The sequence below is a fragment of the Drouetiella sp. genome, from assembly GCF_059504425.1.
This window is the reverse complement of sequence record NZ_JCACIN010000103.1, coordinates 1-19,401: the sequence shown is the minus strand read 5'-3', so window position 1 is coordinate 19,401 and position 19,401 is coordinate 1. Positions and strand designations below refer to the sequence as shown.

Annotated in this window: 15 protein-coding genes and 1 pseudogene; 9 read left to right on the top strand and 7 right to left on the bottom strand. The window is 51.9% G+C overall.

Annotation, left to right across the window (positions count from 1 at the left end; all coding sequences use genetic code 11):
- Positions 1-186: 186 nt before the first annotated feature.
- Positions 187-1,251 (top strand): NADH:flavin oxidoreductase/NADH oxidase, encoded by a 1,065-nt coding sequence (locus AC5JMP_RS23840; RefSeq protein WP_495853995.1) that lies wholly within the window; start codon positions 187-189, stop codon positions 1,249-1,251.
- 12 nt (positions 1,252-1,263) lie between these two features.
- Entirely contained in the window at positions 1,264-2,241 is a 978-nt protein-coding gene (locus AC5JMP_RS23835; RefSeq protein ID WP_495853994.1) for a D-2-hydroxyacid dehydrogenase, read from the top strand.
- A 96-nt stretch (positions 2,242-2,337) separates the two neighbouring features.
- Here AC5JMP_RS23835 and cobA read toward each other — a convergent pair whose 3' ends face one another.
- Together cobA and AC5JMP_RS23825 are read right to left on the bottom strand one after the other, a co-directional pair.
- Complete coding sequence (cobA, locus tag AC5JMP_RS23830; protein ID WP_495853993.1) at positions 2,338-3,096, bottom strand: uroporphyrinogen-III C-methyltransferase; 759 nt, start codon at positions 3,094-3,096, stop codon at positions 2,338-2,340.
- On the bottom strand, positions 3,093-4,091 hold the full coding sequence (locus tag AC5JMP_RS23825; RefSeq protein ID WP_495853992.1) for a homogentisate phytyltransferase: 999 nt from the start codon (positions 4,089-4,091) through the stop codon (positions 3,093-3,095). Before AC5JMP_RS23825 ends, cobA begins: the two co-directional genes overlap by 4 nt.
- A 349-nt stretch (positions 4,092-4,440) precedes the next feature.
- Here AC5JMP_RS23825 and AC5JMP_RS23820 point away from each other — a divergent pair, with 349 nt between their 5' ends.
- Positions 4,441-5,493, top strand: coding sequence for a calcium-binding protein (locus AC5JMP_RS23820; protein WP_495853991.1), 1,053 nt, complete (start codon positions 4,441-4,443; stop codon positions 5,491-5,493).
- Here the strand turns inward: AC5JMP_RS23820 and AC5JMP_RS23815 are convergent.
- The 3 genes from AC5JMP_RS23815 to hemH all read right to left on the bottom strand — a co-directional run bounded on the left by AC5JMP_RS23815 (position 5,485) and on the right by hemH (position 8,149).
- On the bottom strand, positions 5,485-6,198 hold the full coding sequence (locus tag AC5JMP_RS23815) for a lipoyl protein ligase domain-containing protein (RefSeq protein WP_495853997.1): 714 nt from the start codon (positions 6,196-6,198) through the stop codon (positions 5,485-5,487). The genes AC5JMP_RS23820 and AC5JMP_RS23815 overlap by 9 nt on opposite strands.
- A 91-nt stretch (positions 6,199-6,289) precedes the next feature.
- The gene (locus tag AC5JMP_RS23810; protein ID WP_495853996.1) at positions 6,290-6,751 is read right to left on the bottom strand and encodes a YbjN domain-containing protein; all 462 of its coding nucleotides are present in this window, start codon (positions 6,749-6,751) and stop codon (positions 6,290-6,292) included.
- 234 nt (positions 6,752-6,985) lie between these two features.
- Entirely contained in the window at positions 6,986-8,149 is a 1,164-nt protein-coding gene (gene hemH, locus AC5JMP_RS23805) for a ferrochelatase (protein ID WP_495853990.1), read from the bottom strand.
- Positions 8,150-8,267: 118 nt separating this feature from the next.
- Here hemH and AC5JMP_RS23800 point away from each other — a divergent pair, with 118 nt between their 5' ends.
- The 4 genes from AC5JMP_RS23800 (at position 8,268) to AC5JMP_RS23785 (ending at position 11,197) form a co-directional block, all read left to right on the top strand.
- Positions 8,268-9,437: a site-specific integrase gene (locus AC5JMP_RS23800; RefSeq protein WP_495853989.1), complete on the top strand. Its 1,170-nt coding sequence runs from the start codon at positions 8,268-8,270 to the stop codon at positions 9,435-9,437.
- 277 nt (positions 9,438-9,714) lie between these two features.
- The gene (locus AC5JMP_RS23795; RefSeq protein WP_495853988.1) at positions 9,715-9,903 is read left to right on the top strand and encodes a CPXCG motif-containing cysteine-rich protein; all 189 of its coding nucleotides are present in this window, start codon (positions 9,715-9,717) and stop codon (positions 9,901-9,903) included.
- A gap of 11 nt (positions 9,904-9,914) precedes the next feature.
- The gene (locus AC5JMP_RS23790) at positions 9,915-10,064 is read left to right on the top strand and encodes a hypothetical protein (protein ID WP_495853987.1); all 150 of its coding nucleotides are present in this window, start codon (positions 9,915-9,917) and stop codon (positions 10,062-10,064) included.
- Positions 10,065-10,243: 179 nt separating this feature from the next.
- Entirely contained in the window at positions 10,244-11,197 is a 954-nt protein-coding gene (locus AC5JMP_RS23785) for a response regulator (RefSeq protein WP_495853986.1), read from the top strand.
- Positions 11,198-11,403: 206 nt separating this feature from the next.
- Here the strand turns inward: AC5JMP_RS23785 and glgX are convergent, their stop codons facing one another.
- The gene (glgX, locus tag AC5JMP_RS23780) at positions 11,404-13,530 is read right to left on the bottom strand and encodes a glycogen debranching protein GlgX (RefSeq protein WP_495853985.1); all 2,127 of its coding nucleotides are present in this window, start codon (positions 13,528-13,530) and stop codon (positions 11,404-11,406) included.
- Positions 13,531-13,882: 352 nt separating this feature from the next.
- Between glgX and AC5JMP_RS23775 the strand changes: the two genes are divergently transcribed.
- The gene (locus AC5JMP_RS23775) at positions 13,883-15,151 is read left to right on the top strand and encodes a glycosyltransferase (RefSeq protein ID WP_495853984.1); all 1,269 of its coding nucleotides are present in this window, start codon (positions 13,883-13,885) and stop codon (positions 15,149-15,151) included.
- Between the two features lie 4 nt (positions 15,152-15,155).
- On the opposite strand, the gene AC5JMP_RS23770 is transcribed toward AC5JMP_RS23775, so the two are convergent.
- Positions 15,156-15,692 carry a DUF4168 domain-containing protein gene (locus AC5JMP_RS23770; protein WP_495853983.1) on the bottom strand — a complete coding sequence of 179 codons (537 nt, stop codon included), beginning with the start codon at positions 15,690-15,692 and terminating at the stop codon, positions 15,156-15,158.
- A 519-nt stretch (positions 15,693-16,211) separates the two neighbouring features.
- Here AC5JMP_RS23770 and recJ point away from each other — a divergent pair.
- Positions 16,212-17,984: pseudogene (gene recJ / locus AC5JMP_RS23765) on the top strand (single-stranded-DNA-specific exonuclease RecJ); the annotation flags it as partial.
- Positions 17,985-19,401: the final 1,417 nt, after the last annotated feature.

Sequence of the window (19,401 nt, the reverse complement as noted above, 5' to 3'; positions counted from 1 at the left end):
TTACAGTGCCAATGCAGAGCGGTGCATTCCCATTGCAACGCCTTACAGTGCCAATGCAGAGCGTCACATTCTAATTGCAGCGCCCTACAGTGCCAATGCAGCAAATATATCGTTTCTGCGATAGCTTACGTAGAGATTTAGAGTAGTAAGATCTGCGGGAGTGATGATTTATGGCAATGGAGACTCATGGCACATCTATTTGAACCCTTCAGTAGCGGTAACGTCACCTGCCGCAATCGCATTGTCGTTTCGCCCATGTGTCAATACTCCAGCACCGATGGCTATGCCAACGACTGGCATTTAATCCATCTGGCGAGTCGGGCGATCGGCGGTGCTGGCTTAGTGTTTACTGAAGCAGCGGCGGTTGAACCGATCGGTCGCATTAGCCCCGGAGATTTGGGCATCTGGTCTGATCAGCACATTGAGTTTTTGGCAAAGATTACCTCTAGCATCCATCAATTCGGCGCAGTGGCAGGTATTCAGTTGGCTCATGCAGGCAGAAAAGCCAGTACGGCAAAGCCTAGCGAAGGCGGCAAAGCGGTGGATGCAAGTCAGGGCGGATGGGACGTAGTTTCCAGCAGTGCGATCGCCTTTGACGCAGACAGTCCGATTCCAAAGGCGCTAGATCTGGAAGAAATTTCGCAGATCAAAGATGCCTTCGTGCAGTCAGCGCGGCGCTCTCTAGAGGCGGGCTTCAAGGTGATCGAGCTTCATGCGGCTCACGGCTATCTGGTGCATCAGTTTCTCTCGCCCCTAGCCAATCAGCGACAGGATCAGTATGGCGGCAGCTTCGAGAACCGGATTCGTCTGCTCCAAGAAATTGTGGAAGCAGTCCGTGCGGTTTTGCCAGACGCTTATCCCCTCTGGGTGAGGATTTCGGCAACCGATTGGGCAGAAGGCGGCTGGGATATTGAGCAGAGCGTCGCTTTGAGTCACAAGCTGAAGTCTCTAGGAGTTGATTTGATCGACTGCTCTTCGGGTGGTTTGATTCCGGGCGTTCGGATTCCGGTGGGCGCGGGCTATCAGACTGCATTTGCCGATCGCATCCGCCGCGAAGCCCAGATTGCGACCGGAGCCGTTGGCATGATTACCGCTCCCGAACAGGCAGATCATGTGATTCGGACGGGAGCCGCCGACGTGGTGCTGCTGGCACGAGAGCTGCTCCGCAATCCCTACTGGGCGCAACAAGCTGCCAAACAGTTGAGGCAAGAAATTCCCCGACCCGTGCAATACGATCGCGCTTGGCGCTAAATTGGCAAGTCTATGAAACTGCTCTTACCTGCCGAATTCGCTGACGAGCTAAAGCCTCACCTCTCACCCGATCGCTATCCCGACATTCAGCTTGCCTGGGTAGACAGCCAGGGCAACTTTGAAGGTGATCCGAGTGATGCAGAAGTATATCTCAACTGGTTTTATCTTAAGTCCGCAACGCTGCAAAAAGTGTTAGCCGCCGCGCCCCATCTGAGATGGCAACAAACTCCTAGCGCCGGGGTCAATCATATCCTCACACCTGCCTATCTGGAGCGCAAAATTTTGCTGACCAACGGTGCCGGAACCTTTGCCGTACCGATCGCCGAGTTCGTTATGGCGTATATCCTCAGTTATGCGAAAAGCCTGCCCAAGCTGAAAGATCTTCAGGATCAGAAAACATGGCTGCGATCGGACTCTGCCGCCGGAGATTTGCCCTTGCAAGAAGTTGAGGGCACAACGCTGCTGATTGTGGGGGCAGGCAGCATCGGACAAGAGATCGCCAAGCGTGCCCATGCTTTTGATATGCGAGTTTGGGGATCGCGACGCAACCCAGACCCCCTGCCTCACTTCGATAGAATCGTGGGTGCAGATGAGTGGCGATCGCTCCTTCCAGAAGTCGATTATCTGGTGTTGGCAACGCCCCTCACGCCCGAAACTCGCGGCATGATCAACGCGGCAACTTTGCGCCTGATGCGATCGACTGCCTACCTGATCAACATTGCGCGAGGCGCGGTGGTAGATGAATCAGCCCTGCTCACGGCACTCCAGGAAGGATGGATCGCTGGAGCAGGACTAGACACATTTTGTACAGAACCCCTGCCGGAAGATAGCCCATTTTGGTCACTGCCCAATGTCTTTGTCACCCCCCACTGCTCCGGCTTTTCTCCCCGCATTGCCCAACGGACGATCGCCCTATTCCTCGACAATCTCTGGCGCTATCAAAATGGCGTGAGTTTACGGAATCTGATCGATCAAACGGCGGGTTATTAGTGTGGATGAGTAGGGGGTGGATGAGTAGGGGGTGGATGAGTAGGGGGTAGGTGGGAACTCTCATTCACCCATCCCCCCATTCACCCCAAGCTCTTATCAAGGGGATGGCGACCGCAAAAAAGGGCGCAACCGCACCACTTCACCAATGACTATGACGCAGGGCGACAAAGCCTGACGAGCAGTTTGCTGAACGATCGCCTCCAATGTGCCCGTCCAGAGTTGCTGCTCTGGATGCCCCGCCCAGCGGATAATCGCGATCGGCGTTTGGGGCGATCGTCCCTGCTGGATCAGGCGATCGATAATGTCTGGCAGGTGTGCTGCCCCCATCAAGATTGCCAAGGTGTCGAGATGAGCAAGGCTTTGCCAGTCGAGCAGTTCTGGCTCATGGGCGCTAAACACGGCAAAGCAGCGGCTCAAGACCGGATCGGTGAGGGGAATATCCATCAGCAGCGGAGCCGCCAGCGCCGAGGAAATTCCGGGCACCACTTCAAACCCGCAATCTGCCTCGCGCAACGCCTGAATTTCAGAACTCGATCGCCCAAAGATAAACGGATCGCCGCTTTTGAGCCGCACCACCTGTTTGCCCTGCTGACAATATTTCACCAGCAGACCGTTGATCTCCGCTTGAGGTGTGCTGGGTTTGCCTCCCCGCTTGCCCACATCTAGCTTCAGGCAGTCGGCTGGCACGATCTCTAGCAGAGCATCATCCACTAGAGCGTCGTAGATGACGACTTCTGCCTGGTTCAGAAGCCGCTGACCTTTGACCGTCAAATAGTCTACGCTACCCACTCCTGAGCCAACGAGGTACACCCTGCCCAGTCCCTCTATGCTTTCAGCGTTTTCGGAAAAGCTCATGCTAGATAACAAGCAAGGGGAAACAGAATATATTCCAGATAAAACAGCTTCCAAATAAACTGGTAGAACTGCGCGATCGCCTTCTGATCCTGCAAATTCACCTTCAGGCTTGTCGCCCAAAGCAGAATCAGCGCCACCAAATGCCAGCCGACAACAAAAGCAGAATTCACGCCGGAAATCACCAGTCCTGCCGCCACCATGCCGCCGTAGCAAACCGTCAGCACCCAACGCGCCAAATTAAACACCGATCGCTGCCCTAGCTTCACGGTAAAAGTCGTGATGTGATAAAGCCGATCGCCCTCCAGATCAGGAATATCTTTGAAGATGGCGATCGCAAACGTGAACACTAACACAAACAAAGTCAGCGCCCAGACCGTTGCCGGAATCTGCGGCGGCTCACCCAATTTTTGATTGAAGTGCAGGAATAGCCCCAGGTTGACGATCGCTCCGCGCACTGAAAAAATGCACAGCGAAGCCCAGACCGGAAACCGCTTCAGGCGGATGGGCGGTAGAGAATAGGCGGTGCCGATCAGCAAGCTTATCCAGACCGTTGCCATTAGAAACAGACCGCTCCCTGCCGATAGCACCAGTGCCAAAATGCCGCTCGTGAGGACGATCGCCCAGCCTAGCCGCCGCGAAAATTCTCCAGAGGCGATCGGCAGATGGGGCTTATTGATGCGATCGATCTCGACATCCTCAATCTGATTCAGCCCCACAATGTAAACATTGCCGCAGAGGCAGGCAATCAGCGCAGGCACCATCAACAGTAAAAACTCATAGGGCACCTCTTGATTCGTTCTTGCCCAGGCTATGACCCCGATTCCCAATACGCTGAGGCTAGTGCCAATAATGGTATGGGGACGGCAGAATTTCCAAAACGCCGAAAGCCAGGAGAGCGGCGATCGGGGTGGATGAGATTGCCCACGAGATTGCCCAGAAGATTGCCCAGAGCTAGAAGCAGAAGCAGAGGAACTTTCAGAAGAAATTTGGCTCATAGGTGCCTAAATGAGAGGTTCGGCTAGATCTATAGCAATTATCTGATCTAATCTGCGATCTAATCTAAAGTCTGCGATCGGGCAACTTGATTGGGCAACTTGATCGGGCGATTTGACAGGAGTATCTCTGGTAATTTACTTTTTGCGATCGCCCCAGAAACACAGCACAGCCTCGCATCAGAAATTTCTTTGTCAAGCCTTCAAAAAGTTTTCAAAAAACTTTGGGAACGTATTGGAATCTACTGCCGTCTGATCGAGAGTCACCCCCACAGAACACTCCTCTGCGGTGTCACCCGTGGGAAGAAGCATTCTGCCCCTCGAATCACAGAAGACATTGAGGTATCTTGATATGACTAATTCAATGACCAGCCGCGTATTTGGCTTAGACCTTGGCAGTCTCCTAAATGGTATTGATCTCGGCAGCATTTTAGATGATTTGTTGGGCAGCACCAGTATTTTTGACGGTTTCGATCTAGGAAATATTTTTGACTCTCTTTTCGGTAATGGCAACATCTTTGATAGCATTGACTTAGGCGATCTATTTAGTAATCTTGGCATCGATAACCTATTTGGATTAACGTCACTCACCGATATTTTTGACTCTCTAGGCGATCTCGGACTTTCTGACGGCTTAGACATTGGTGGTCTGGTAGACGACTTGAGCGGTCTGTTTGGCAAGATCAATTTGGGTAATTTGTTTGGTGGTCTAGATGACGACTACTACTACATCTTTGACAAAGCACCCGCCAATGATCTGATTAGCGGCTTAGGCAACATCACAGGTTTGACGAGCGAAGGTTCCAGCAAAACTAATGCTAAGTCTGTGAACCCCAAAAACGTCGATTTGCTGGATGGCTTCGGCAGCATCCTCAATGCCCTGGGTGAAGAAAACATTTTGAAGAAAGTGTCCGTCAAGCATGTTTTAACAGGTGATGCGATCGCTAACACCGTCAAAGGGCTGCGGGGCGATAATCTGCTAGTCGGGCTAAAAGGCAACGACATCCTGCGAGGCAATAGTGCTGAAGATCTGGCGAACGGCGGCAAAGGCAACGACAACCTTGTCGGTGGTTCGGGCGATGACGTTCTTGTAGGCGGAGAAGGCGACGACACGCTCAAAGGCGACAAAGGCAAGGACATTCTGATTGGCGGCAAAGGCACCAACCTCTACATCGGCGGCTCTGGAGACGATTTGTTTGTCCTAGATCTCAAGGGCAAACAAATCGTTCAAGACTTCAAAGCTCAAGACGACAAGATTGGCTTACTAGGCAGCCTCTCCTTCAACGATCTAAAGATTGCCCAAGATGGCAGAGATACGATCGTCAGCTCTAACAACAAAACGCTAGCGGTTCTGCAAGGCGTTGACAGCCAAGTCACTGCCAGCAGCTTCACACAGCTAGGCTAGATCTAGATTCTCTAGAGCAAGTATTGCTTGCCACTCAATTTCAGATAGGGGCTGGGGGACAAGCTGAATTCCAAACCAAGTTTCCGCAGAGGTGACGGAGGTGGCGATCGTCACCTCCATTGCTTTTTCAGCATCCCAGCCCTGCTCAAGCGGCATCCCTTCCATTGGCGTTTCAAATACCTGCCGAAATAAATCAGGATCAGGGTTAAGCCGGATGGAGCCATGCTGCAAAACGGCAGATTGACCCTGCGTTTTGCGATAGAGCTGAGCGCTGCCAATCAGCTTAGCGCCGTTGGGCATCACCAAGTCGGCTGCCGTTGCCGTACCAAAACAGTCAGGGTTGTGAATGTAGCCTCGTCCGGCTTCGCCATAGCGCAACTCAACGCCGAGCGATCGCCATCCCCGAATCAAAAACTCGCAGAGGTAGCGATAGGTCTGCATCCGGCTTCCTGCAATACCAGAGTCTATGCCCGAAGTGACGATCGCATAGCTTAAGTCGCCTTGGTGCAGCACCGCCCGTCCACCCGTAGGACGACGCACCAGATCGATCGGCTGCTGGTTCCAGGTTAGCGCCTGCCAAAACGCAGGATATTTTCGCTGATGGTACCCTAACGAGAGCGCGATCGGCGACCAGGTATAAAACCGTAGTGTCGGCGGAATACATCCCTGACAGTACTGATCAAGCAGCCAGCGATCGATCGCCATTTGCACCCTGCCTGGAGCTTTAAGGAGCGGAATCAATCGCCAGACTTTTGAATTCCAGAGGGCTGAATCAAGGAGGGCTGAATCAGAAAGGTCAGCCAAATTCGGCTTGCAGAGATTCGTCGTTGTCGTCGGCGATCGTTGCAACGATCGTGATATTCCGTGAGACTTCTGCTGGAGATAGCTCCGCCAACGTTCTTGTAGCGCAAACGACGACCTGATCGTCTGCTACCGCAAAGCGAGCCTCAAGGGTGCTATTCCAATTCATTTCCATCAGCTTCCGCAGTAGCCCTGCTTCGTTCTTTGCCGGAAGCTTCATGACGGCTGCCCAGACGGTTAACTCATCTTCGTCAGTCACGCCAGGAAGCTTGACGAAGACTTCAACGCTGCCATATTTGAATTTCCAGACGTAGCCGCCTTCTCCCTGGCTGACCATAGCACTCTGGTCTTCCTGCAAGCTGGCAATTACCGTTTCAATAATTTCCACGTAATTGAGCATAACCGTGTCATCTGCGTTGGAATCAGGCGATTCTAGATCCAGTTCGTAGGCAGTCATAAGCGCTGTCTTTACCGTAAACGTTTTGCCTAAACCAACTTTAGCGGCTATGGGCACGATCTGCTCAAGCCTGTAGATTTTTTTAGGTTTTCGTTACGAGAAGGTGTTCTGCCACACACTTCTAGTCAAAACTGAACCTGAGGATGAATTTTTGTGAGCGGTGCGCCGCTCACAAAAATTCATCCTCAGGTTTAAGCGAAGCCCAAAAATCTACAGGCTTTGAAGACGGCGCTTCTAAAGCAGCCCCACAAAATGCAGTGGTCCTTGTCCGCTGATTAGCTCGACTATCAGCGCAATAAAGCCAATCATGGCAATGCGTCCGTTCCATACTTCAGCCGAGGTCGTTAGCCCCCACTGCCAGCTTTCTTGAGGATACATCTTCACCATTTTCTTCATCTGCGTCGCTTCCGAAAGCTTGACGCTGGGAGAATTGACGGCATCCATGACCAAATCGGCAAGCGCCTCGATAAAGACCGGATGGGTATTCAAAGCGGGGACGCGCCGGAAGTCGTGAATTCCAGCTTCCTCAGCAATTTCCCGGTACTCCATGTCAATTTCTTGCAGCGTCTCAATGTGCTCTGAGACAAAGCTGACGGGCACAACCAGCAGGTTATCGACCCCCTCGGCCGCCAGTTCTTTAATCGCCTCTTCTGTGTAGGGCTGAAGCCACTCTACAGGGCCAACGCGGCTTTGATAGGCCAGCGTGTAAGCATTAGGTCGGTTCAGCGTTCTCATGATTAGAGCGGTGCATTGTTCGATCTCCTGCTGATAGGGATCGCCTGCCTCTTCCACATAGCTAACGGGCACCCCATGAGCGCTAAAGAAAATATGAACGCGATCGGGATTCTCCACCTGATCGAGCTGTTGGGCAATGAGATCTGCCATGGCTTGCAGGTAACCAGGGCGATCGAACCAAGACGAAATCACGGTGTAGTCAATTTGGTCAAGAGCTGGCTCTTCCTGCCAGATCTTTTCGAGCAATCGAAAGCTGGAGCCGCTGGTGCTGATGGAAAACTGAGGGTAGAGGGGCAAAATTACGAGCTGCTCGATGCTGTCGCGCTTGATGCGGGCGATCGCCTCCTCAGTAAACGGATGCCAGTAGCGCATCCCCACATAAACCTGTACCTCTTGCCCCTTCTGTTTCAGAGACTCTTGCAGCGCCTGAGCTTGCTCTTCGGTAATGCGGCGCAAGGGTGAACCGCCACCAATCAGCTTGTAGTTTTCCTGAGACTTGCTGGCACGGCTCGTCGAAATCAGCCACGCCAAAGGCTTTTGCAGCCATGTGAAGGGGAGGCGAATAATTTCTGGGTCAGAAAATAAGTTAAATAGAAAGGGGCGAACATCCTCCAGTTGGTCTGGTCCGCCTAAGTTGAGCAGTAAGACTCCAACACGACCCATAATGATTTCGATTCCCTTTCCCTTAATATTTGTTACCGACTTTAACAATAATTTTTCTATATCTTAACTTGCTTTAGTAGAATCAATTCGCAACAACTCGCTTAGACCTAATTTAAAAGTGGCTCCTGCTTCCTCCTCCAATATTGACATAGACACACGGATTGCCCAGGCAAATCATCGTTTGAAAACGGCAAAATTGGGGCTGCACATTGAGCGGCGCGGAGAGAAACTGGCGTTACGGGGCACTTTACCTCCCCGACCCGGAAGCCCTCGGCTACGTCCGCATCAGCAGCGCATCAGCCTTGACTTGCCTGCCACGATCGCCGGACTAAAGCAAGCTGAAAATCAGGTCAAAATTGTCGCGGCTCATCTGATTGAAAACCGCTTTGACTGGCGGCAGTACCTACCTGTTGCTGGGGGCGGACGGCTACATGAGATGGATTTGGTTCAAAAGCTACAAGCCTTTGAGCTGTATTTCCTACAGCACTTGGCTCAAAACCACCCGCCCTCCTCGGTTAGAACCACCTGGGAAAAAGCCTATCTGCCCTACCTGAATAAGCTGAGGACGATCGCTCAATCTTCTACCAACCTCAGCTTGCCAGAGCTAATTTACGCCACGGTTTACGCCACGCCAGCGAACTCGCGTAGCCGTCAGGTCTGCTGCACTGCCCTCAAAGCCTTGACAGAGTTTCTGCAAATTGAGCTGCCTGTAGAGCTAAAAACGCTCTGGGGAAACTACGGCACCAGCCAAACCCAATCTCGTGAACTGCCTACCGATCAGCAGATTATTCAAGTCTACGAGCAAATTCCTAACCCGTCCTGGCGATTTGTTTACGGCATCATGGCGACCTTTGGGCTGAGAAATCACGAGGTCTTTTTCTGTAATTACAGCACTCTAGCCAACGGCGATCCTGAAGGCATGATTGAAGTGCTAAACACCACAAAAACTGGAAATCATGAGGTGTGGCCGTTTCTGCCAGAATGGGTCGATCGCTTCAATCTCAGACAAATTCAGCTTCCTGCGGTCAACACTGACCTCAGCCAAACAACGCTCCAACGGATTGGGCAGCAAGTCACCTGCCAGTTTCGCCGCTATCAAATTCCTTTTTCGCCCTATGACTTGCGCCATGCTTGGGCAGTCCGTACGATTCACATTGGCTTACCTGACACTGTCTCGGCTCGAATGATGGGACATTCTGTGGCAATCCACACGCGTACCTACCACCGTTGGCTGACACGCCGCGATCAGCAGCAGGCGGTCAGAACTGCATTGAGTCAAATCCACTGAGAATAAATGTCTTGCAGATTAGAATCTTTAGGTTGGATTGGATGAGGCGGAGCTTCCACCTAATCCAATCTAAGGAGATTTAATGCTCAAATGTCATTCATTTTGTGTAGCTGCTTTACAATTTTGCTTTTTTGATTGACACTGAAGTTTCTGGTCATTTGCCTCTAACGGCTCGATATGCAAGTGCTATCTACCGAAAGGCTGACCCTTGTTAGTTCGACATCTGCTAGAAATGAGGCATCCGATAAAATAGGGCATCTGCTAAGAGTGATCTGCGATGCAAAATACAGCTGAATACAGTTGCGCTTACTGCGGTGAACCCAATCTCACCTTTGTAGATTTTAGCGCCGGGGGTCAGCAGTCTTACATCGAAGATTGTCAGGTTTGTTGTCGCCCTAACGTTCTGTTTATTGGCATTGATGAAGAGACTTTAGAGATTGAGATTAGCAGCGAGTATGAAGGCTAGAGGCAACAGGCATGGCGATCGCTCTATTGGGAGTTGTGTTATTTTGCAGCTCGATTTGTCAGTTTATATTCCTGCCAGAAACCCTGCTCAGCCTACATCTGCCAACCTGGATGGCTCTAGGAGGGTTTCTTCTGACGTTTGCTTGGCTGATTGGTGACTAAAAGCTGAATCCTTGTCGCTCAAGGCATTAGGCGGTCTCGGATTTGAAGGTTGTAGCTCATAACTAGGGAATACTGAATTTAAGGGCTACTCGAAGCTCTCTGTCAAAAAGATTCTCTGTCAAAAAAGTGCTTGTTTAATATCGTCTCACCTGATCGAATGTAATTTTCTCCAGGGTTCAATGACTTATCTGAGGCAGCGTACGCAAAACCCAGCGCCTTTATCCGCGATCGAGCTATCACCGCTCAAAATTTTGCTGGTAGAAGATAATTTGACTAATCAGAAAGTAGCGCTGAAACAGCTTCAAACCCTAGGCTACCAGGCAGAAGCGGTTTTAGATGGGCAAAAAGCGGTGGAAGCCATTACCCAACTTGCCGCTTACGAGCTGGTGCTAATGGATTGCCAAATGCCCGTGATGGATGGTTATGAAGCTACTCAAGCCATCCGAGATTGGGAAAGTCAGGCTTTGGAGCCAAAGAACAGAATCATTATCATTGCAATGACAGCCAGCGATCTGCCGCAGGATCGAGAGCGATCGATTGCGGCTGGAATGGATGATTTTGTCAGTAAACCCGTACGCCGAGATGCTTTAGCGGATGTGTTGCAGCGCTGGAGTCAGCTACTTTTGGCGAATCAGGCAGAGACAGGCACTTTACCCCAGACTTCCGTGACTCAGGTTGCTGTGACTCAGGCGGGCGAGTTAGGTGCTGATGCATCAGACTTAGGATTTCTTCAAGCTCCTGCTCCAGAACACCTTGACCTAGAACACCTTGACCTAGAACACCTTGACCTAGAACATCTTGACCTAGAACACTTACATCTGCTGTCGGACAACAGCCCAGAATTTGAGCTAGAGCTGCTGCAACTTTTTGTTACAGACTGTACAGCGCAACTTGAGCAACTGCATCAGGCGATCGCCACACAAAACCTTTGCCTAGTCAATCAGACTGCGCACCACATTAAAGGTGCAAGCGCTAATGTGGGAGCAAAAGTCATGCAGTTTGCTGCCGATCAGATAGAAACATGGGCATACCGGAAGCACCTTGACAGCACCGACCCTTTGCTAGATCAGTTATCAAGCTCTCTTCACCACATTAAAGAGTTCGTTGACCGTCACTCATCGGGAGTGCTTTGAAGCTTCGGAGTCTCCTTGCGTCGCTGCCGCTAGTTTGCTTAGGCGATTTCTAGAGAAAGATTTACCTCTGGGTTGGGGCAGGTTTCGACAAGAGCTTTGCATCTAAACGATCAGTGACTCTCCAAACCTGCCCTTACGGGTACTTTGTTTTCTAGAAATCGCCTTATGTCGATGTCATTCTGGTGAAAGTGAGCTAGAGATCCAATCTACCCCAGTCTTTGCAGCACTATAATCGATCGCTCCATAACGGCGATCGTTTGGTCATGGCTGTAGCGCTTGCCGTGCTTTATGAAACGTGACTCCTGAGTATCAATCAGAGTTTCCCATTCGGCATGGGCTAAACCTTCGGGAAGTACAAACTCCATTTCCTCATGGTGGGCGTTGTAGAACAGGAGAAAGCTGTTGTCGATAATGCGTTCACCGCGCTCGCCGGGAGTCGGAATAGCTTCACCGTTGAGGAAGATGGCGATCGCCTTAGCAAAGCCTTCATTCCATTGCTGCTCTCGCATGGCGCTGCCATCGGGGTTATACCAAGCAATATCGTTGACCCCAGAGCCGTGAATAGCTCTCCCCTGAAACCATTTGCGCCGTCGAAAAACCGGATGCTGCCGCCGAAAGCCAATCAGCTGGCGCGTGAAATCTAGTAGCGCCTCGTTATCTTCTTGCAGTTCCCAGTTCACCCAGGAGATTTCATTATCCTGACAGTAGGCATTGTTATTGCCCTGCTGCGATCGCCCTATCTCGTCACCACTGAGCAGCATGGGCACCCCCTGAGACAGCATCAATGTCACCAAAAAATTGCGCTGTTGCCGCAGCCGCAGAGCCAAGATTTCGGGATCGTCGGTTTCGCCCTCTGCCCCACAGTTCCATGATCGGTTATGGCTCTCGCCATCACAGTTGCCCTCCCCGTTTGCGTCATTCAGCTTGTTGGTGTAGCTGACCAGATCGCGCAGCGTAAATCCGTCATGGGCCGTCACGAAGTTGATGCTGGCGCTGGGATTGCGACCATTGTTCTCGTACAGGTCAGAGCTGCCTGTAAAGCGATAGGCAAAGTCCGCTAGGCGGCTTTCATCACCGCGCCAAAAGTCCCGGACGGTATCTCGATATTCACCGTTCCACTCTGACCACAGCAGCGGAAATTCGCCCACCTGATAGCCGCCTTCACCCACGTCCCAGGGTTCGGCAATCAATTTTACATCTGCCAAAACAGGATCTTGATGAATGATGTCAAAAAAAGCAGCAAGGCGATCGACTGCGTAAAGCTCACGGGCAAGTGCCGATGCCAGATCAAACCGGAAGCCGTCCACATGCATTTCCAGCACCCAGTAGCGGAGGCTGTCCATGATTAACTTTAAAACCTGGGGATGCCGGACGTTGAGCGAGTTGCCACATCCGGTAAAATCCATGTAGTAGCGCATCTCTCCTTCTACCGTTCGGTAGTAGGAAACGTTGTCAATGCCGCGCAGCGACAGCGTCGGCCCTAAGTGATTGCCTTCACCCGTGTGGTTATAGACCACGTCTAAAATCACTTCAATACCCGCCTGGTGTAGAGCTTTCACCATCTGCTTAAACTCGATAACCTGCTCTGCCGCATCGCTGCTGGCGCTGTAGCCCGGATAGGGCGCAAAGTAGTTGATGGAGTCGTAGCCCCAGTAGTTGCGGAGTCCCTTGTCTTTGAGATGTCCGGGGTAGGCCAGGAAGTGATGCACAGGCATTAGCTCGACGGCGGTGATCCCTAGAGACTGTAGGTGCGAAATGGCGGCTGGATGCGCCAGACCTGCGTAGGTGCCCCGCAAATCCGCAGGGATATCAGGATGGAGCTGGGTAAAGCCTTTGACGTGAAGCTCGTAAATAATGGACTCATGACGGGGGGTTTGCAGCAGCAAATCGTCTTCCCAGTCAAACGTGTCGTCAATGACAATGCCTTTGGGAATAAAGTCAACGTCGTCTTTTGTACAGAAAGACAAATCGCGGTCAGCGTTGTCCCACTCGTAGCCAAAGATCTCGCTACCAAAGGTAACATCTCCTTCGATCGCCTTGGCATAGGGGTCAATCAGCAGCTTGTTCGCGTTAAACCGATGCCCTTCTAGAGGCGCATAGGGGCCATGCACCCGAAATCCATATCGCTGTCCTGGCCCAATGGAAGGCACATAGCCATGCCAAACAAAGTTGCTGATTTCTGTCAAAGAAAGACGAGTTTCGCGTCCCTTTTTGTCGAACAGACAGAGATCAACTCCTGTGGCATATTCTGAGAACAACGCAAAGTTGGTTCCTTTTCCATCCCAAGCGGCTCCTAGGGGGTAGGGTTTGCCAGGCCAGAGTGATAAGTACATAGATTCAGCAGGGTATGCGATATGCAATTTGATGGACTTTAATGGCTCGATTGCCTATGCTTCAAAGCTAGGGTAGCTAGGCCACAGGATAGCCAAGCCACAGCAGCCTTGAGTTACCACTTTGCGATCGTAAACAATCATAGCGATTCTGCGAAAAGATAGATATTACTTCGCTAACTTCAGATTTACTAACTTCAGAGTCTTTGCCTTCTTGAAAAGGTGACTCAGCAACCCTTTTAAAAAATTCGTACCCAGATTTAGCGCGATCGATTCTTCCGCCCTAGATAAAGACTTATGAGCGTTTTGCTTCGGTTTTGCCCATACTGAGGGCAGAATTGCGCTGGCTCAACCTATGGTGTTTCCATCCCATGCTTCTGCTGATCTGCCGAGTAAAACGATCGCCAAGGCGGTTAGGACGGGGAAATTCAGGGTGGGGCGCGAAGCGCCCCACCCTGAATTTCCCCAGCAAACTGGCGACCGCTATGATTCCTCTCATAGTCGCTCCCTAGATCTGTTTCTTTTCCTAGAAATCTTTGAGCGGGAGGGTGGCATTCAATCCTATGTGCAGGAGCTGCTGCATAGCTATTTGGTTTGGAGTAGGCTAAAAAATTGCTCAGCCGATATTTTTCTACTGCGAGATCAGGTGGGTGAAAATCCTTTTCAGTCTGAACACTTGCAATTTCGTTACTTCAAAACTCGCTTTTCGCTGCTGAGTCGGGTGAGATTGGCGATCGCGCTCTGCCTCCACCTCTTATACCACCGTCCTCAGCGCGTCTTTTGCGGTCATGTTCATCTTGCGCCCTTAGTTTGGCTCCTGTGCAAGCCGCTGGGGATTCCCTATATTGTCATGACCCACGGCAAAGAAGTCTGGGAGCCACTGCCTCAGCTTTCACAAATTGCGTTGCGGCAAGCCGATCAGATTTGGACAGTCAGCCGCTACAGCCGCGATCAGGCCGCCGCATCCAATCGGCTTGATCGAGCAAAAATTCAGCTTTTGCCTTGTCCAGTGGATGGCGATCGCTTCAGGCTAGGGGACAAATCTCCAGCGCTAGTCGAGAAATACCAATTAGCCAATGCCACGGTGATCCTGACGGTGGCGCGGCTCTGGTCTGGCGATATCTACAAAGGCGTGGATGTGACGATTCGGGCTTTGCCTGCGATCGCTCAAGCGTTCCCCAACGTTAAATATCTGGTGATTGGGCGAGGGGATGATCAGCCGCGACTGGCAAAACTGGCGATCGATCTGGGCATGGGCGATCGGGTGATTTTTGCAGGCTTTGTGCCTACTGTTGATCTGGCTGATCACTACCGTCTTGCCGATGCTTACGTCATGCCCTCTCAAGAAGGCTTTGGCATTGTTTATCTAGAGGCGATGGCTTGCGGCATTCCGGTCATGTCGGGCGATGCGGACGGCTCAGCCGATCCTTTGCAGGATGGAAAACTAGGCTGGCATGTGCCCCATCGCGACCCAGCAGCGGTGGCAGCAGCCTGTGTAGAAATGCTGCAAGCTCAGGAAAAGGGCGATCGCCGAGGAGAAGGAGATTGGCTGCGATCGCAAACCCTTCAACACTTCGGTCAGGCTGCCTTTCGCCAGAGATTGCAGCATTTGCTGAGCTTCTAATCCCCTAGTTTTGCAGCACCTGCTCGATTCGCTGCTTCAAGGTTTGATCTTGACGGGCAATCGAAAAGATCTGATTAAAACGCGGCACCTCTAATCCCGTGGTGGTAATAGCCTGCTCCATCCGCTGCTCAGTCGTCTGCTGAAGCTGCGTGATCTCGGTCAATGCCTGATCAAACTGCTGCTGCTCTTGCTCTGAGACAGGGGTGCTGAGCGCAACGGGGGCGTTAGGTTGATCGGTACCGGCTTGAGCACGAGGACGGCTCTGGAGAATCTCGTTGAATCGTGGAATGGGCAACCCCTTGGCTTCGATGATTTGGTTTGCCTGAGTTTGAGCCGATTCATGAATTGAGCGCATTTGCTTCAGCGCATCCGCAAATTGCTGAACTTCCTGAGCGCTCACGTCGCTAGACTGTCCAGATGCCGGAGCGCCAGATGCCGGAGCGTCAGATGGAGCAGTCGGCTGGGTTTGTGCCTGTGCGGGAAGACTGGCGATCGTCAATGCGGCGCAAATAATGCCGCTGGTCAGAATTTTTTTGAGCATGATGGAGGTCTCCGTGATTACTACAATGCCCTACTAAAAATGCTTTGTTGCAGTTTTGTAGAGCGATCGGCTCCAGTGGTTTTCATGATATCCCACTTGCCATTCAAACAACTTTGAGAAAAATTCAGTGCTGCTGATTTCATGTATGAATTTTTTTGGAAAGGGGCGCGGCGCGCCTCTTTCCAAAAAATTCATGCCCAGATTAAGCAATGCCAAACAAAAATTCTTTAAGAATAAGGGTTTAATAAGAACATCAGTACGCATTAAGATAAATCCAACGTCGCGATCGTTAGTCAAAGTGGGGCGAAGTGACCATGAATTTTTCTGAGGGCTTTACTTTATACGTTGCGTCTCTACTTGAATCCGATTAAAAGAATCTCTAAACAAAAATCTCTCTTATCGCGATCTTTATACTCACTTGTAGGTTAAAAATACAGCGGTTAGAAATGCGGCAGTTAGAAATACAGCGCAGATTTCTAGTAAATTCCATCACTTAAGTTCCATCACTCAGTTTTCAACGTGTCTCGTTTCTCTTCTTCTTCTCGGCTTCCCCGTCAGCGATGGCAGATTGCGCCATCGCAACCTGCTTTGGCGACGCATTTGGCGCAAACTAGCCAGCTATCGTCTTTGCTGACGCAGGTGTTAATCAATCGCGGTATCCATACCCCTGAAGCAGCACAGATGTTTCTGAAGCCAGAAACGCAGATCTTGCCCTCGCCGATGGAGGAATTTCCCGATTTGCCGATCGCCCTAGAGCTGATGTTGAATGCCATCGCCCACCGTCAGCCGATCGCCATTTGCGGCGACTACGATGCAGACGGCATGACCAGCACGGCACTACTGCTGCGCGCCCTGCGGGTGCTGGGAGCCATCGTCGATTACGCCATTCCTAGCCGGATGCAGGAAGGCTACGGCATGAATCGGCGGATTGTCGAGGAGTTTTATGAAGAAGGCGTGCAGCTAATTTTGACGGTGGATAACGGCATTGCTGCCCATGAACCGATCGCCCGTGCCCGCGAGCTGGGGCTGACGGTAATTGTCACCGATCACCATGACCTGCCGGAGGTGCTGCCGATCGCCAATGCTATTCTCAATCCCAAGCTTATTCGAGAGAATTCACCCTATCGGGGCGTTGCCGGAGTCGGCGTGGCGTACATTCTGGCGGTCTGTCTGGCGCAATGCCTCAACAAAACCCAGGACTTGACCACGCCGCTGATTGAGCTGTTTACCTTAGGGACGATCGCCGATCTGGCTCCGCTCACGGGGGTAAATCGCCGCTGGGTACGCCGAGGGCTAAAGCTGTTGCCTAAGTCGCGGATCGTGGGCATCCAGGCGCTGATTCAGGTCGCGGGACTAGGGAGCGAGAGAGCCTTGAAGCCAGAGGCGATCGGCTTTCGGCTGGGCCCTCGGATTAATGCGATCGGGCGGCTAGCTGACCCACAGATTGTGATTGAGCTGCTGACCACCGATGATGAAGGGCAGGCGCTAGAGCTGGCCATGAAGTGCGAACAGGTCAACCAATATCGGCAGCGCTTGTGTGAGCTGATTGAGCAGGAGGCGATCGCCTGGTGCGAAGCCACCCAGTTCGACGGCCAGAAAGAGCGCGTGTTGGTGATCGTTCAGCCAGAGTGGCACCACGGTGTCATTGGCATTGTCGCCTCGCGTCTAGTGGAGCGGTATGGCGTGCCCGTATTCATTGGCACCTATGAGGAGCCAAATGAAGAAGCTCCAGGTGCGGCAGTAGAAGCCAAAAAAATTCGCGGCTCGGCACGCAGCATTCCTGAATTCAATGTCTTTGAGGCGCTGCAATATTGCCGCGATCTGCTGGGCAGATTTGGCGGACATCGGGCGGCAGGGGGCTTCACCTTTGCGGCAGAGAATCTGGAGGCAGTGCGATCGCGCTTGCGTGAGTATGCCTACCAGCAGCTTTCACCCGACTGCCTCAAGCCTCTGGTGGCGATCGACACTCAGGCAGCCCTCGACGATCTCTCCTTAGATTTGTTTGAACAAATTGATCATCTCCACCCCTGCGGTATCGAGAATTCTGACCCAGTTTTCTGGACTCCCAACGTCCGTATCCTGGAGCAGCAGACCATGGGGCGCAATCAGGCGCATCTTAAGGTCACGGTTGTTCAGGAGCAAAGGGGAACATCTCAGCCCCTCAAGGCGATCGCTTGGCGCTGGGGAGAATATTACCCACTGCCGAGCCGCGTAGACATCGCCTATCGGCTGCGGGTCAATGAATGGAACGGGGCGAGAACCGTCGAGCTGGAGCTGATAGGGATGCGGCTGGCGGATGCCGCGATCGATGAGCGGCCAGACCAGTTACCAGATGAGCTGCCAGATCGATCCCCCGATGAATCGCCAGCCCAATCACCAGACCAACTAGCGAGTGAAGTGCGATCGTCTGAGCCGTCAAACGGAATTAAGCCTCCGACACAAGCCCATACCAGACTGCAAGAACCTCGAACCCGATATCTAAATCAGCCTGAGATAGAGAGTCCGATCCAGACGGCTGTTTTACCTGAAATCTCTACCTTGCCTGAGATCTCCGATGACCTGCCCTGCTTCAGCTTGGACGGTGATTCAGCCGTTGCTAAAGCCGTATTTTATTACAACAAACGTCAATATACAGGCAGCATCCACCCGATCGCTCACACCAAAGAGCTACGAATTCGCAACGCCAGCGGGCAAATTTTAGCCGTTCAGCCTCAGCAGCGGCAGGGCTTTCTCGGCAAGCGACGACAGGAATCTGAAGCGGTAGATGTCTCTCAGCCCAAATATTTTAATTTGATTCGAGCGGCTCTCTGGGCGCTGGAGCTGGCTCAGAAGCAGCAGATTCTAGCTGAAAAAGATCAGCAAATTGCCATCCTGACCCAGCAGGTTGAGCTATTGAATCAGCAGTTAATTCAGCGCGCCTATCCTCAGTCGGTTGATTGCCCCGACCCTGAAGCCTCGATCGCTCCCCCAGTTACGGCACGGCTGACCGAACCGCGATCGGCTGTAAAACCCGAAGCGCTGAAGCGACAGCTTAAAGCCCAGTTGGGTGAAACCGTTTGGAACAGCCTTAGCTCCTCTAGCCATCGAGATTTGACTGCGGCATACAGAAGCCTAGCCGCCATTCAGGTCGAACCCTTCACGGTATCAGTCGTGGACTACTCTGAAGCAGGGCAAAAGCTCGGCTTGGTCGTCGATCGCGAGATTGTTCAGCCTTTCTTCAAACAGCTTCACTCATTTTTGCAAACTACGGGCGATCGTGAGATTGGCGGCATTGTCCTCAAAGCCCGCAAGAAATACGCGCTGTCTCTACTGCCGCCGCTGTTGACTACAGAATGGCAGGAGTTGCGGCAGGAAGCGCTTGAGAGCTGCGAATCTTTGCCTCAGAGCTGCTGTCAAGTCATGACAGATGGAATTAACCCCCGCGATCGCGCTCTGATTCAAGCCTGCTTGCAGCAGTGGCAGCATCCCTTAGCGCAATGGTTTCTCAACCCAGAGGCAAAAGCAGCTTCGGCGATCGCTCAAATTGCTCAACTTCAGAGTATTGCGACTCAGCCTGAACTCTTCCTGCATCAGTGGCAGTTTGAATGGCTGCAAGGATTGATCATTGGCACTCCGACAGAGCCTGGAATTTTGTCGGCTATCTATAATGACAGTAACTTGTAGGCTAAGGATCATGTACGAGGTAAACCCCAATAGTTTTTTGGAAGTG

Excerpts from the sequence above, each read along its gene's own strand:
- AC5JMP_RS23840 (WP_495853995.1), top strand. The coding sequence starts at position 187 with ATGGCACATCTATTTGAACCCTTCAGTAGCGGTAACGTCACCTGCCGC.
- AC5JMP_RS23835 (WP_495853994.1), top strand. The coding sequence starts at position 1,264 with ATGAAACTGCTCTTACCTGCCGAATTCGCTGACGAGCTAAAGCCTCAC.
- cobA (WP_495853993.1), bottom strand. The coding sequence starts at position 3,096 with ATGAGCTTTTCCGAAAACGCTGAAAGCATAGAGGGACTGGGCAGGGTG.
- AC5JMP_RS23825 (WP_495853992.1), bottom strand. The coding sequence starts at position 4,091 with ATGAGCCAAATTTCTTCTGAAAGTTCCTCTGCTTCTGCTTCTAGCTCT.
- AC5JMP_RS23820 (WP_495853991.1), top strand. The coding sequence starts at position 4,441 with ATGACTAATTCAATGACCAGCCGCGTATTTGGCTTAGACCTTGGCAGT.
- AC5JMP_RS23815 (WP_495853997.1), bottom strand. The coding sequence starts at position 6,198 with ATGGCGATCGATCGCTGGCTGCTTGATCAGTACTGTCAGGGATGTATT.
- AC5JMP_RS23810 (WP_495853996.1), bottom strand. The coding sequence starts at position 6,751 with ATGACTGCCTACGAACTGGATCTAGAATCGCCTGATTCCAACGCAGAT.
- hemH (WP_495853990.1), bottom strand. The coding sequence starts at position 8,149 with ATGGGTCGTGTTGGAGTCTTACTGCTCAACTTAGGCGGACCAGACCAA.
- AC5JMP_RS23795 (WP_495853988.1), top strand. The coding sequence starts at position 9,715 with ATGCAAAATACAGCTGAATACAGTTGCGCTTACTGCGGTGAACCCAAT.
- AC5JMP_RS23790 (WP_495853987.1), top strand. The coding sequence starts at position 9,915 with ATGGCGATCGCTCTATTGGGAGTTGTGTTATTTTGCAGCTCGATTTGT.
- AC5JMP_RS23785 (WP_495853986.1), top strand. The coding sequence starts at position 10,244 with ATGACTTATCTGAGGCAGCGTACGCAAAACCCAGCGCCTTTATCCGCG.
- glgX (WP_495853985.1), bottom strand. The coding sequence starts at position 13,530 with ATGTACTTATCACTCTGGCCTGGCAAACCCTACCCCCTAGGAGCCGCT.
- AC5JMP_RS23775 (WP_495853984.1), top strand. The coding sequence starts at position 13,883 with ATGGTGTTTCCATCCCATGCTTCTGCTGATCTGCCGAGTAAAACGATC.
- AC5JMP_RS23770 (WP_495853983.1), bottom strand. The coding sequence starts at position 15,692 with ATGCTCAAAAAAATTCTGACCAGCGGCATTATTTGCGCCGCATTGACG.